Source organism: Nostoc sp. (assembly GCF_036917415.1).
Taxonomy (GTDB): Bacteria; Cyanobacteriota; Cyanobacteriia; order Cyanobacteriales; family Nostocaceae; genus Nostoc.
Window position 1 is genome coordinate 117102 of sequence record NZ_JBALDJ010000096.1, and the last position, 14155, is coordinate 131256.

Consider the following 14155-nt stretch of genomic DNA (forward strand, 5'->3'; position numbering starts at 1 on the left):
TTCATGCAAGAAGTCTTATTGAATTTTTCTCGCCGACTTACTTATTCATCTTCAAACGAAGCTTCCATAATGAAGATTAATTTTTCAACAATTTGTCTAATGCTTTAGCTTTGTTGTTGCTTTGAAGCGTTTTCTTAATGCATCTGCCAAAAAAAGACGGATTTCGCTGTTGGCGCATTACCATTGAGGATTTGCCATAATTAATGCCGCCGCCTGAGAGCTATCTAATGGATGGGAGAAAAAATATCCCTGCCCATATTCACAGTTCAAATTTTTCAACATTGCTAGTTGCTCTTCTGTCTCCACCCCTTCGGCAGTCACATCCACACCTAATTTGTGTGCCAATGTAATAATTGTCTGAACAATATCTAAATTTCCATCATCAATAATGTCCCCACTAACAAAGGAGCGGTCTATCTTCAACTGATTAATTGGAAAGTGGTGGAGACGACCTAATGAGGAATAGCCCGTACCGAAATCGTCAATTGCCAACTTAATTCCTAAATTTCTCAGTTGCTTTAGCCTGATGATGGCTTTATCGTTGTTTTCCATAATTACGCTTTCTGTAATCTCCAGCGTCAAACTCGGTGCGGTGAGTCCAGTGTCTTGTAGAACTTTATTGATGTGCGGCAGCAAGTTTTCTTCACTGAACCTAGTACTACAAAGATTGATACTAATGGTCAAGGGAGACTCAGGCAGATCCTCACAGCTAGAGGAGAATTGCTTTTGCCACTGCTGTATCTGACCACATGCCTCATATAAGACCCACTGCTCAATAAGGATTATTAGCCCGGTTTCTTGGGCAATTGACATGAAATACTCTGGCAAAACAATGCCGTGTTTTGGATGTAGCCAACGCACAAGGGCTTCAAAACCAGTTATCCTGCCGTGACTGAGTGACACTATCGGTTGATAATAAACCCGAAACTCTTGAAGCTCAATAGCTCGGCGTAGCTCGTTAACCAACTCCAAGTGTGCAATTGCTTGAATATGCATATCAGTGTTGAAAATCTCATAGCACGCCCTGCCTTGTGTCTTAGCTCGGTACATCGCAATATCGGCGTCACGCAATAAATCTTCTGGTTCTTTGTAACCTGTTATGCTTAAAGCAATGCCAATACTCGCTGTAGTAAAAACTTCTTGCCCGCCTAAAATCACTGGAAGTGCCAGTTTATTTTGTATTCGTTCAACAACCGCTACCACTTCTATTACATCTTTAATTCCCACCAGCAAGATGATAAACTCGTCTCCTCCCAGCCGCGCAGCTATATCTATAGAGCGCAAGCATTCTTGAAGCCTTTGAGCTACGGTAAGCAATAATTGATCTCCAAATGCGTGTCCCAGGCTGTCGTTGATCAACTTGAAGCGATCTAGGTCTAGAAACAAGACAGCAAATAGATAATCTGAATGCCGTTTAGAATAATTGACTGCATCTTTTAAACGGTTCATAAATAAAGCGCGGTTTGGGAGGCCCGTTAGTACATCGTGAAGCGCAAGGTGCAGCAGTTGTGACTCGGCTCGTTTACGCTCTCTAATTTCACTCTGCAATTGCTGATTTTTTTTTGCCAGTTCCTCTGTGTGTTTTGCCACTCGTTCTTCAGCTTGTTTAGCTTCGCTGATATTACGCAGCAACCAACGCCAGCCTACCAACTTTTCTTGTGAGTCATAGACTGGAGATGCGATGATACTAGCAGGAAAGGGCTTACTTGACCTTGGCTTTAGGTCAATTACCCACTTGCTTGACTGCTGCAAATTATTTATCTGGGAGCTAAAGAATCGGCGGTCTTGTTGAGCAATAAATACAATTAATGGTTTACCTATGAGATATTTTTGGTGCACAGAAAACATGGTTGCTGCTGCATGGTTAGCCTCTAGGATCTTCCCTGTGGCATCAGTTACCAAGTAAGCATCTGGCGCAAAATCGAATAATTCTTGGTAACGTCGGCACTCTTTCTCTGCTGCTGCTCTTGTTACCTCTAGCTCCTCAGAGGCAGCGAATAGTTCTTCTACTGCTATTTGGAGTTCATCGAAAGCTGCTATTATTAGCTCCTGGTGTGAGTTCGGTTGAGTTGCAGTGCGCTGCCATATTCCCCTTACTCGCGATCGCAATTCCTCTATCTGTTGGCTAAAGTTATTTACATCCATGTTGCTAGAACTGCAAAACTATGAAGCGTGGGTGGAAGTAATGCTCAAATCTAAATATTAGTATTAATAAATACTAAAAAACTGGCATCTATAGCAGGATATACTTTTAGTACTAATACTTATTCTCTGTGTAAAAATTATTATGGCCTAAACGCTACAACAGTTTGTAACTAATTAGTGAACTATTCAGAAACTTGCCAAAAACTGCTAGCGTCAAACAATATTGTTGTGGATCTTCGAGCTTGAAAACCCGTTCTAATTACTGGCAACTACTGCCTTATATCCGACTCCAGTGGCAAACCATCACCAAGGGACTTATTGGTATATCGGGATACGTACTAGCGACATTAGTGTTAATTAATCTTGCCGGTAAATTGGCAACTCCCTTTGCCCAAGGTAATGTAGTCGCGATCGCTCAAATAACTGGTAGCTGTGCCTTAGTCTTTCTTGTTAGAGGCTTGTTTCAGTCTATACAAGATATGTATATGGCAAAAGCTGCTTTGAGAGTTGCTTTTCATCTCCGTCAGCAAGTCTACGCACATCTGCAAAAGCTAAATCTCAGCTATTTTGAAACAGCAAAAGCAGGTGATTTATCTTACCGCCTCACAGAAGATGTTGACCGCGTTGGCGAAGTCGTAAATAAAGTATTTCACGACTTTATACCCTGTCTTTTGCAGTTGCTAGCAATTCCGATTTACATGATTTACTTGAATTGGCAACTGACACTAGCAACAGTGATAGTTGCACCGCTAATGGGTATTTTAGTTGGCTGGTTTGGTGAACGCTTGGGCAAGTATTCCTTAAAAAGTCAAAATCGCGTGTCGGGTTTATCAGCCATCCTCGCGGAAGTTTTCAACGGTATTCGTTTAGTACAGGCTTTTGCTGCCGAAAATTACGAAATTGCTCGCTTTGGCCATGAAGCAGAACGCAGTCTCAAAGCAAAATACTCAGCCGAACGCCTGAAAGCGATTCAGATTCCGATTATCGGATTTTTAGAAGCCTTAAGTGCCTTATTGTTACTGATTGTGGGAGCGTGGCAAATTTCCCAAGGTCACTTGACAGTAGCGAATTTTTTCAGTTATCTGGCGGCGGCGGCGCTATTAATCGATCCCATTGGTCACACTACTAATAATTACAACGAATTTAAACAGGGTGAAGCATCTGTTGACCGCGTTTTTGAATTGATGGCAATTCAGCCGACGACAATCGAAAAGATCAATGCGATCGCTCTACCTCCAGTCAAAGGCAAAGTAGAATACCGTCATATTTCCTTCGCCTATAAACCAGGTGAACTTGTATTAAAAGATATCAGTTTATTGGTATCGCCAGGTGAAGCGATCGCTCTTGTGGGTGCTTCTGGTGCTGGTAAAACTACATTTGTGAATCTTTTACCCCGTTTTTACGATCCCGAAGTTGGTCAAATCTTGATTGACGGGGTTGATATTCGAGATGTGAAGTTGCATAGTCTGCGGCGACAAATTGGGATTGTTCCTCAAGAAACCATCATGTTTTCGGGGACAATTGCCCAAAATATCGCTTTTGGACAAAATGTTTTTGACATAAAAGCAGTTAAAGAGGCGGCAAAAATTGCTAACGCCCATCAGTTTATTAGCCAACTGCCAGAAGGTTATAAGACTTGGGTAGGCGAACGCGGGGTAAACTTATCTGGTGGACAAAGACAAAGAATTGCGATCGCTCGTGCTGTTTTGCTCAATCCCCAAATCTTGATTCTCGATGAAGCGACATCAGCATTAGATTCCGAGTCAGAAGCACTGGTACAGGAAGCGCTGGAAAGACTGATGGAAAAACGGACGGTGTTTATTATTGCCCATCGTTTATCGACAGTTAGGAGATGCGATCGCATTTTAGTTTTTGAACAAGGACAAATTGTCGAATCAGGAACCCATGAAGAATTATTAGCTCTAGAGCGTCGCTATGCGCGGTTTTATGCCCAACAGTTTAGTTAAAGGCAGAGTAGGCAAGGGGAGCAAGGGAAGCAGGGGGAAAAGAACTATTGATTATTGCCCAATGCCCTTCAGGAGTGCTGAGTGCTGAGTGCTGAGTGGGGAATCTCACTTCTTTACTCAGCACTCGGAACTCGAAACGGGCTAAACGCCCCGCTGACGCTAACGGAACTGTTTTGCCCAATGCCCAATGCCCCTTATTAACTATCTCCTAGACTGAATTGCCTCGATCAACTCATAAAAAGGTTGCCAATTATCTTCCTGAGCAATTGCTTCCCAAACAGATTCAATCACAGGTCTTAATAATACCGTTTTGGGATTATTAACAGCTAGAGTTTGAGCGATTATATCGGTGCGTAGGCGTAGCCCGTCGTAGACATCGCTATCAAAATCGTTCAAAATTTTATGGTAGAGTATGCACCAATCATCAAACATTCCAGATGCACCCGGTACTGGCACAATATCTGAATTATTCATGACAAAACCTGGTTCATCTCGCCATTTGGATGAAAAAGTACGAGCCATCTCATAAAAGAATTGGTGATAACCAACTTGGCTCTCTTTCAAAAATTCAACTGTTAGATTCAACAGTTCCGCAGCTTGTGGATGTGGCAACTCCGAAAAACCTAACTTTTTCAACATCAAAGAACTGTATTCAGCTTGATAATACTCATCAAACATTGCTAATCTAGCTTCCATTTCACCTTTATCAATAATTGCCTTTAAAGGTTCTTGGAGCATTTGTAAATTCAAATGGCAAATACTTGGTTGATTACCGTAACAGTAGCGTCCATAATAGTCAAAATATGCAGCTATAAAGGATGGGTTGTAACTCGGAATAAATGCGTAAGGCCCATAGTCAAAACTCTCTCCAGTAATCGACATATTGTCAGTATTGAGAACTGCATGACAAAAGCCAGCAGCCATCCACTGCGCTACTAGTTCTGCAACTCGTTTTACTAATTCGGCGTAAAACAGGACATATTTATCTTGTTCGCTACTTAAGTGTTGATAATACTGCTCAATTACGTGGTCTAATAACTTCTTAGTTAAATCTGGACGTTGGAAATAATGCAGTCGCTCAAAAGTACCAAACCGAATATGAGAACTGCTCATTCTAATCATCACAGATGAACGGGTAGGCGAAGGTTCATCGCCCCGCCAGAGTGGTAAACCTGTTTCAATCATGCTCAGACAGCGCGAAGTACGTACACCCAAGTAGTGCAGCGCTTCCGCAGCCAGAACTTCCCGTACTCCACCTTTGAGCGTGAGCATACCATCGCCACCACGGGAGTAGGGCGTTCTCCCAGAACCTTTAGTGCCAAAATCGTATAATTCGCCATCATTGGCGCGTACTTGCCCGTAGAGAAAGCCTCTACCATCACCCAACTGTCCGTTATATTCACCAAATTGATAGCCGTGGTAGCGCAGAGCCAACAAGGGTTTGCGTCCCTGAAATTGACCAAAGGCTGCGATGAAATCTTCGTCTTTGACTACTTGGGGGTCTAGACCGAAACGGGGCAATAGTTCATCGTTACGCCAACGCAGGAGGTGTTGGGGAAATTCAGCTGCTGCAACCTCATCGTAGTAGTCGCCACCTAAAGATTCTAAGGCAGTTTCGTAGTTGAGGGTGAGAAAAGGATTGCTAGAATTCTTGTCGTTTGGAGTTTCAGCCAGAGTCATTACGAGCAAAGCTAATTCATTCTTCCTTTAATACTACCTCTGGCTTCAGCATCATCAGCATAGATGCAAAAAGCGATCCATATCTAAAATATGGCAACGCTGCTATCAAAATCGGGAGCGCCTCAGGAGGCAGAAGTAACCCACCTTGAAAAACGTGGAATTGAAGCAAGAACGAAGCATCCTACAGTGGGCGTCTCCTCTTCTCCCAAAAGGAGAGGCTATGCGAACGCAAAGCATCTCGTAGAGAACGGAGAAGAGCGCACTGACTCATTTGTATTTTATGACACTTTCCGACCGATGCAATTCTTCTTTTTAAATTGACTAATGACCCAAAACTAAAGTTTTCATTTATAATTCTTTCTTCCTGCCCTCTTTTAAAATAAATAAAGTTTTGGACATTAAAAAAAATAAGACTGGCTTAACCGAAGTTTGGATAAAATCCGCCAGTCTTGCAAAACTTAAACTTAATTAAATAAAACTGATTTTTTATTTTTTAATTGGTTGTGATGTTGGTGAAACAATTCCTACTGGTTTTGATGTTGTTTGCGATACCTGTGAAGCTAGAATTTTTTTCACTTGCAGGTTATAAGTTTGCAAAATTGATTGAACCTGTTTCTGTTGATCTTGATTCAGATCCAAAGATTTTAGAACTATTCTGATTCTCTGACGGGATTGCAATGCCGCCTTAAATTTAGTATCTTGGGACGGGTTTAATAAAGCCTCAATATCTTTATCTCTTTGCTGGCGAGCCATTTGGATTTGTAGGCGCTGTTGATTTGTGAATTTGATTGGCTGGTGTGATGCAGCACTAGTCTGAGTTTTTAAAACTGGTGTAGTGGCGGGATTTGGGTCTGGTGCTGCCAAGACAACTCCGTTTAAAATGGTAGCAAAAGCGAAGATAGTAGAAAAGACAGATAAGCGCTTTCTAGAATTAATGAGCATTTTAAAAAACTCCTCAACTATTTAATAAATTGGACACATCGGCTAAAGCCAACTTTAATAACTAAGCCTGGTAGCGAACAAATATTACTATTGCATTTGCTTGTGGAGTTGTTGTGTAGTTATTATGAATTTACTATGAATCTGTAGATATTTACAACTCATATATTAAATTCATTCTCAGATAGATATTATACTATTAAAAATATCTGTAATATGAGCATTTTAAAAAGCTCTAAATAAGTATTTGAATGAAGTTTAAGCCTAAGAGGTTGTTTGAAAAGTCATGATTGATGTATCAAATATTTTTTACCCCACCCTAACCCTCCCCTTATAAAGGTGAGGGAACCGGATTTTATTATTTCCCCCTTTATAAGGGAGGATTAAGGTGGGTAATAATTTGATTAAAATTACAACAGACCACTTTTCAAACAACCTCTAACTTAATTATATAGATTGCTTAAATAAGGTTCATGCTCAGTAAGTATAAATCAGTTAAATTCTCAACAGGTGTAGTCGCTAAATAAAATAAAAACCTTGATAAAAACTCTCAGTAATTTTTAAAAATCAGGTGCTTTCCAATGAGGATTTGTAAGACTTGTCAAAATATGATCTTCCCATTGCCCATTAATTAACAAATAGTCTCTAGCATATCCTTCAACGACAAAACCGAGCCTTTTGAGTACATTACCACTGCGCCGATTGTGAGGCATATAATTAGCCATGACTCGGTGAAAATTTAACTCTTGAAATAGATATTGAATTGCAGATTTTAACCCCTCTGTCATATATCCTTTACCTTGTTTATTTTCAGCAAGGCTATATCCCACATAGCAAAAATGAGCGGCTCCTCGGACAAAATTACTAAAATTAACCGTTCCAATAACTACGGCAGGATTTTTTTTGGTAAAAATAAATAGTTTTAACGATTGCCCATTGATAAATTCTAGAAAACTATTCTCTATCTGATATTGCCAATATTCTTCAGTGAAAAAACCATCAGCCCAAAGAGGGTAAAATGGAGTGAGATAAGTTTTGTTATCAATAAAGTATTTGATAATTTGGGGTATATCTTCATGGATCGCTGCTCGTAATAATAGGCGATCGCTTGCAATTATTGGCAGTTCTGATATCATAAATTACTTAATCAAGGGGATCTCTTCCCAGAACATTCTCTAAATTTTATAAATTCTCTCATAACCTGCGGTTTAGCAGCAGTTAAATTAACTGTCTCATCATTACGACTTACGCAAGTGTCATAGCTTTTTCATAAAGTTTGTTAAGAGTCAAGGGTCAATAATCCCCAATCCATGAGTATTTTTGCTTTTAATCTGCCATTCAACCAAAATCTTGATAAGCTGATGTCTAATATCTAGAGCGGAAGGATTGAGAGTTAATGGGTGATAAAGCACAGTGCGCGGCATAACTTCGATAAAATCGCTTTGCCCAAACGCTGTACCGCAGCAGATTCAAGTAAAAGATAGCTCTTGATTAACCCAGTCTACAAGAAGGATAGTGATGTGGTGGGAATACGCTACGATTGGCAGGAATTAGAGATTAGGGCGATATACAACACGCCTTTACTAGAGCTTATTTATCAAGCTGCTAGCGTGCATCGCCAATATCATGACCCAACAAAAATACAAGTTTGCAAGCTTATATCGATTAAAACGGGAGGTTGTCCAGAGGATTGTAGCTACTGCGCCCAATCTTCCCGTTATAAAACAGAGGTAAAAGCGCAAGCACTTCTAGAAAAAGAAACGGTAGTTAACATCGCCCAAAAAGCTAAAGAAACTGGTGTTAGTCGCATTTGTATGGGTGCTGCTTGGCGTGAAGTGCGGGATAACTCACAATTTGAGGAAGTCCTAGAAATGGTCAAGGATGTGACTGCAATGGGTTTAGAAGTGTGCTGCACTCTGGGTATGTTGACAGCAAATCAGGCCAAGAAATTGTCAGAAGCGGGACTTTATGCCTACAACCATAACTTAGATACCTCGCAGGAATATTACAGCACAATTATTACCACGAGAACATATAGCGATCGCTTGAACACAATTGAGAATGTCCGTCAAACAAATGTCACTGTATGTTCCGGCGGTATCCTGGGCTTGGGCGAAACTGTTGATGACCGGGTTGGGATGTTACAAACTCTGGCAAACTTACATCCGCATCCAGAGTCTGTGCCAATTAATATTCTTTCACAAGTACCGGGAACACCCTTAGAAAATCAGCCTGATGTCCCCATTTGGGATATTGTGCGGATGATTGCCACAGCCAGGATTTTAATGCCAACTTCCGATGTGCGTCTTAGTGCTGGTAGGGCTAGACTTACCCAAGTTGAACAAGCTTTCTGCTTTATGGCAGGAGCTAATTCTATCTTTTCTAGCGACGACAACAAGATGTTGACGGTGACAACTCCTTGTCCAGATTATGATACTGACCGAGAAATGCTGAATTTACTTGGTTTGGGAATGCGTCCGCCTTCTCAAAGACAGGAGAAGGTAGCAAGTTCGGCTGTTGTCGGATAAATATTTGATTGTGGGATAGCTGAAAGGCTCATCCCACAATAAATAATTAGATATTTTTTACTTGAATTCCCTAAGCAGGTGTCAATAAAATCAACTGCTGTTGGAAGAGTGTTCTTACCCTATTCAATCCCAGTTCTACGTTTGCCAAAATCTCTGCAACTGTGGAATTCGCATCACACTTTTGCATAAATTCAAACTCTGCTACTGTTAAATTCACAATCTGGTAATCGTAATTAAAGAAACATTGACTAGGAAATCCCTCAATGCAAGGATTCAGTTCGGGAATCGCCGCTAGTAGAGCATTATCCTCTGACCAGTCGGCTTTGATTAGGGGAGGACGACCGAGGAAAAACTCGTAATGAGTTACTTCTGGGTCTAATAATTCTATCAGGCGATAAAGCTGGCGATCGCTCAATTCTTTTGCCCGTTCTACTAACTCTGGTGCTTTACCCAAAAGTCTCTCCAAATCCCAGAAACTCGGATTCGAGAAACCAATAAATTCCAATCCCGAAGCATCAATTAATTCAAATAGCGTCTCAATGTTGTAGTCAATTTCTTGAGGATGAACGTACATATCAGCGAAATATTCATCCTTGTTGTTTTCTAGCGACCAACGTTGTTTATCGGATTTGACAATTCGGTTATTTTCTGGTAGGGAAGCGAATATTTGTCGCCCGACTTGGACACCATCGCGGTAGTCGCCTTTTTTATCACCTTGAATAAGTGCGATCGCTTTTTGCATGAGTTGAATTTCCCAGCGTCCCAACTCCCCGTACACAAAAATGTGCATCAAGCCGCCTGGGGCTAACTTTTTCGCCAAAGCTTGTATACCGCGAATGGGATCAGGGGTATGATGCAAAACGCCAACACAGTTAATTAAATCAAACTCACCCGGTAACTGTTCCACATCAAACAAACTGAGGTGATGAAATTCAACACGGTTAGCCCCTGAACGCTGACAACGTTCTTTTGCTACAGCTAAAGCACCAGTACTGAGGTCAATTCCGACAACAGAAGCTTGAGGATTGAGGTGAACCAAGTACTCTGTACCCACACCAGTACCGCAACCTGCATCTAAAATCCGAATATCTTGCCTTTGGGGTTTTTGCCCTGTGCAGAAGTTATGAGCGGCTAGCCAATTCCAGCGCCAGTTGTAGCCTGGAGGTGGTTCATCCAACAGGGCTTCCGGCGGAAAGGGGTAAGTATTGTAAAGTTTGGCAACAGCAGCACTGACAGTTTGGGAATCTGACATGATAACTAAATCTTGGGGCAATTATGAGTTTATCGAATATTTGTTGCTCGAAGCTAAGAAGTTTTACCCGCCGTTTTCACTAAGTTGGGTTAAACTGGTTGGTTGTATAAATTTTACATTTGACGTTAAAAAATGGTTGCTTATCAAATGTCACCACTGATGAACAAACCCATTCATAAAATTCTCTTCGGGAGTCCGGGAACTGGTAAAAGCCACAGAATTGTTTCCGAAATTATCCCTAATTACTTAAGTATAGATGAATGTACTAATCCTGAAAATATTATCAAAACAGTTTTTCACCCAGAATATACCTATGGGGACTTTATGGGTAAATTAATACCGATTACGATGAGATCGGGGAAAGTAGAGTACAACTACTATGAAGGACATTTTTTAAAAGCACTATCTCAAGCTTATAAGAATATTAAGGAAGCCTACGATAAAGAAGCTAAACAACTAAACCAACCGAAAAATGTTGCTCTTGTGATTGATGAAATAAATAGAGGTAACTCCTCAGCTATATTTGGTACTGTTTTTCAGCTTTTAGATAGGGATGAAGATGGTTGGTCTAGTTACGGAATTAATCTAACTATTATTGAATTTTTAAAGCTATTAGAGTTGATAGGAACTAAATTCAGTTATGATGACAGAGGAAACATAAACGAGTACAAATTACAACCTTATGAAGGAGTTACAAAGCTAGAAACATTACAAAAGAAAATTGAATTTTTAAGATTTGATTTGGTAAATAGAATTATTAAAATTCCTCCTAATTTTTCTATCCTTGCTACCATGAACACTTCTGATAATTCCATTTACTTCATGGACAGTGCATTTAAACGTCGCTGGGATTGGGAATTTGTGAATTGGGATGAGAGTAAACCTAATACAGCAACCTATGGAAAAGGAGGAATATTAGACGAAAATGAATGGAAAAAGCTTATTAAAAACCTTAACAACTTTATCAAAAGCCATCATGCCTCAATTCGAGGAATTGAAGATAAGCAAATCGGTTATTATTTTATCAAACAGCCTGTAACTGCTGAACAAATACAGAACAAACTAATGTTTTTTTTGTGGGACAGTGTTTTTAATCGTGATAAAAAGCCACTGGTGGAACTGCTGAAGGTAACAAAAGATAATCTAGTGACTTTTGGAGATTTTACTAAACTACATAATACTTTTATCAAAAATATAATGAACCTTACTGATTGACTGTATTAGTAAAATTTAAATTTGAAAAAGTAGCCTCTATGTTGAACGAGCCATGTTTGACTTTTCCAGCCTTAATATAGTCAAAAATACCAACGATTTTTTCATTGGTATTCGTAAGTCTAAATTGGAAGATAATTTTGAGTTTTGTCTGCCAAATGGCTTTGATAATTTCCCAGAGGGTGACTTCGACGCAGTACGAAATTTATTTTTCAAAATGTATCGCACCTTTCGCAAATTTGAGCACGATAATTTAGACAACAAAAGATTCAACATCAATAAACCTGATTTTCAACAGGAGCAGGATCAGACGACTCTTTCATCTGGTGGAGTCAATATGCAAACAGAGGAAGGAGACATTTGTGTACTTTACAGTAAAATTAAAATGATTGAGCGAGTTATGGAAGCCTATGATGAACTTGCAATCCACTCAATTCAAAAGAAAGTTAGACGTAGCGAAGACATCGAATATTCTCAGATTCACAAGTATCTAGATCGCGCTATTTATCTAAAAGACAATTTAAATAACGATGTAATCTATCTTGAGGCGATGAATCTGCCACGTTCGACAGTACGGTATGAAAGTACTGACCTTGTAAATCTGTATTGCTATATTCTAGATGAGATTATAGAGCAGTTAAATAGCGATGTGCCAGATAACATTAAAGCACGCACTCAAGATATACACTTTCTTGCCCAGCGCTTTAAGGAAGATTATCTAACTAGCAACCAATCTATTTTTGCCAAGGATACCTTTGAAGAGACTATTAGTATTCTTAAAGAAGCGCTAGATAAGATAGATAAAAATACTTTATACAAGGATGCTGACTATTGGGGACTTTACGAAGCTATTGAAACATTCCTCTACGGCGAGCTAAATCCTGAGCAAGGCAATGGTGAATTCTGGGGAGTATATGGGTTTTCCCTAATTTGGGAAGATATGTGCAACACCTATTTTTTTAAAGAACACCGCGACGAAATTTGCTATGCAGATACAGATATATCTTTGAAAGGATATCAGAACTTAGAAAGGGAAGGAGAAGAAAAAAATCGAGTTGGAAACTGCAAAGCCAATGGCAGAAGTGTATATTGGAATCAATGGGTTTACTGCACAAGTTTAACAAATTATAACAAGCTAGCAAAAATTCAAGATAAACTTGAATGGGAGGAGCTACTTTGCATTGAATTTGATTTAAATCATAGACAATTTCTTTACTCGCATTCTAGATATAATCAGTCTGAGAAACGAGTTAGAAATAAAGTCCTACGTCGATTCATACGTCCTGATTTAATTTTAGAAACCCAAACTGAAAAAGTAAACAATAACTTTCAAGAGAGTAAATCTATAAAAATAATCGATTATAAAGATTTGCCATTAAGATTTTATAATAAAAAACTCTCTCAAAAATCGGCTAAAAAATACAGGGATGACATAATAAAGCAACTGACCTATGAATACATTTTACAGCAAAAATGTGAGGTTTCTGCAAATGAGTTTTTTATTCCTTATTACTACGACATAGAACCATCCAATCCATTAGGTGAATTAGAGCCAGGGCTAAACCTTCAGGGTATAAAAATATTTAGAGCAAATTTTTCGTTAATACAAAACCTTTATTTAGAAGATAATTTATGAATTATAAGTTAAATATTATTGGAACTCGTTCAGCAAATTCAGCCTTTGAGAGTATTTATGTTCCTTTTGTGTCCTTTGCTAACGAAGAACAAAAAAAAGTTATAGAAAATTATATATCTCTGCAAGTAGATAAGTTTTTTGAAAAACTTTATCCTGCTGGTGTCATCCGAACTCAATTATCGTATTCAAAACTTATTACAGAAGAAGACTTTAAAGATTTTAAAAAAGTGAAAATAGCCTATTTTTATGATAACTTATTTTATGACTTAGAACGAGATTCTAATTGCAAATTAAAATTAAAAATTAAATGGAGTATCACTTTTGACGACAAATGTACTCCAATTCAGCTAGTAAATCTTCCTCCATCTTATCGTGGATATAAACATAAACTTAACGATTTTTCTGAGAAAGATACGCAAGGCCGTCCGCATCGAAAATACGGTACTATAGAAATTAATGGAAAACCAGTATTTTACTATATTTATTTTACACTTCAGGAAATATTAGATGTCGCTAAACAAAAATCCATACAATGATTTACAACCAATCAGAGTTTAATTTACGCTGTGAATGGGGGTTACAAGGAGTTACTCAACTAGCTCCCATCAGTGATGTAGTTGTGATAGTTGACGTTCTCTCTTTTTCTACCTGCGTAGAAATTGCCACTAACAACGGCGCTATAATTTTTCCCTACCCAATGAAAGATCAATCTGTTATAGATTATGCCAAATCAGTATAAGCACAGTTAGCAAGTCATAGACAACGTTGGACTACAACTGGATATTCTCTCTCGCCA

At 39.1% G+C, this 14155-nt stretch carries 11 protein-coding genes; 6 read left to right on the top strand and 5 right to left on the bottom strand.

Annotated elements, in window-relative coordinates:
* Positions 1–177: 177 nt before the first annotated feature.
* Positions 178–2145 (bottom strand): putative bifunctional diguanylate cyclase/phosphodiesterase, encoded by a 1968-nt coding sequence (locus V7K41_RS21500; RefSeq protein ID WP_334851456.1) that lies wholly within the window; start codon positions 2143–2145, stop codon positions 178–180.
* 242 nt (positions 2146–2387) lie between these two features.
* Here V7K41_RS21500 and V7K41_RS21505 point away from each other — a divergent pair, with 242 nt between their 5' ends.
* Positions 2388–4112 carry an ABC transporter ATP-binding protein gene (locus V7K41_RS21505; RefSeq protein ID WP_334851458.1) on the top strand — a complete coding sequence of 575 codons (1725 nt, stop codon included), beginning with the start codon at positions 2388–2390 and terminating at the stop codon, positions 4110–4112.
* A gap of 201 nt (positions 4113–4313) precedes the next feature.
* Here the strand turns inward: V7K41_RS21505 and V7K41_RS21510 are convergent, their stop codons facing one another.
* The 3 genes from V7K41_RS21510 to rimJ form a co-directional block, all read right to left on the bottom strand.
* Positions 4314–5792 carry a protein adenylyltransferase SelO gene (locus V7K41_RS21510; RefSeq protein WP_334851459.1) on the bottom strand — a complete coding sequence of 493 codons (1479 nt, stop codon included), beginning with the start codon at positions 5790–5792 and terminating at the stop codon, positions 4314–4316.
* A gap of 486 nt (positions 5793–6278) precedes the next feature.
* Positions 6279–6734, bottom strand: a complete 456-nt coding sequence (locus V7K41_RS21515; RefSeq protein WP_334851461.1) for a hypothetical protein — start codon at positions 6732–6734, stop codon at positions 6279–6281.
* 557 nt (positions 6735–7291) lie between these two features.
* Entirely contained in the window at positions 7292–7867 is a 576-nt protein-coding gene (gene rimJ, locus V7K41_RS21520; RefSeq protein ID WP_334851463.1) for a ribosomal protein S5-alanine N-acetyltransferase, read from the bottom strand.
* A 384-nt stretch (positions 7868–8251) separates the two neighbouring features.
* Between rimJ and bioB the strand changes: the two genes are divergently transcribed.
* A complete protein-coding gene (bioB, locus tag V7K41_RS21525; protein ID WP_334851525.1) occupies positions 8252–9259 on the top strand; it encodes a biotin synthase BioB in 1008 nt (335 codons plus the stop codon).
* Positions 9260–9329: 70 nt separating this feature from the next.
* On the opposite strand, the gene V7K41_RS21530 is transcribed toward bioB, so the two are convergent.
* Positions 9330–10511 (bottom strand): class I SAM-dependent methyltransferase, encoded by a 1182-nt coding sequence (locus tag V7K41_RS21530; RefSeq protein WP_334851465.1) that lies wholly within the window; start codon positions 10509–10511, stop codon positions 9330–9332.
* Positions 10512–10643: 132 nt separating this feature from the next.
* Between V7K41_RS21530 and V7K41_RS21535 the strand changes: the two genes are divergently transcribed.
* From V7K41_RS21535 to V7K41_RS21550, 4 genes are read left to right on the top strand one after another with little or no spacing between them, the layout of a single operon-like run.
* Positions 10644–11726: a restriction endonuclease gene (locus tag V7K41_RS21535; RefSeq protein ID WP_334851466.1), complete on the top strand. Its 1083-nt coding sequence runs from the start codon at positions 10644–10646 to the stop codon at positions 11724–11726.
* 52 nt (positions 11727–11778) lie between these two features.
* Positions 11779–13359 carry an LlaJI family restriction endonuclease gene (locus V7K41_RS21540; RefSeq protein WP_334851468.1) on the top strand — a complete coding sequence of 527 codons (1581 nt, stop codon included), beginning with the start codon at positions 11779–11781 and terminating at the stop codon, positions 13357–13359.
* Positions 13356–13895, top strand: coding sequence for a hypothetical protein (locus V7K41_RS21545; protein ID WP_334851469.1), 540 nt, complete (start codon positions 13356–13358; stop codon positions 13893–13895). The genes V7K41_RS21540 and V7K41_RS21545 overlap by 4 nt, the downstream gene beginning before the upstream one ends.
* Complete coding sequence (locus tag V7K41_RS21550; protein ID WP_334851470.1) at positions 13892–14098, top strand: hypothetical protein; 207 nt, start codon at positions 13892–13894, stop codon at positions 14096–14098. Before V7K41_RS21545 ends, V7K41_RS21550 begins: the two co-directional genes overlap by 4 nt.
* Positions 14099–14155 lie beyond the last annotated feature (57 nt).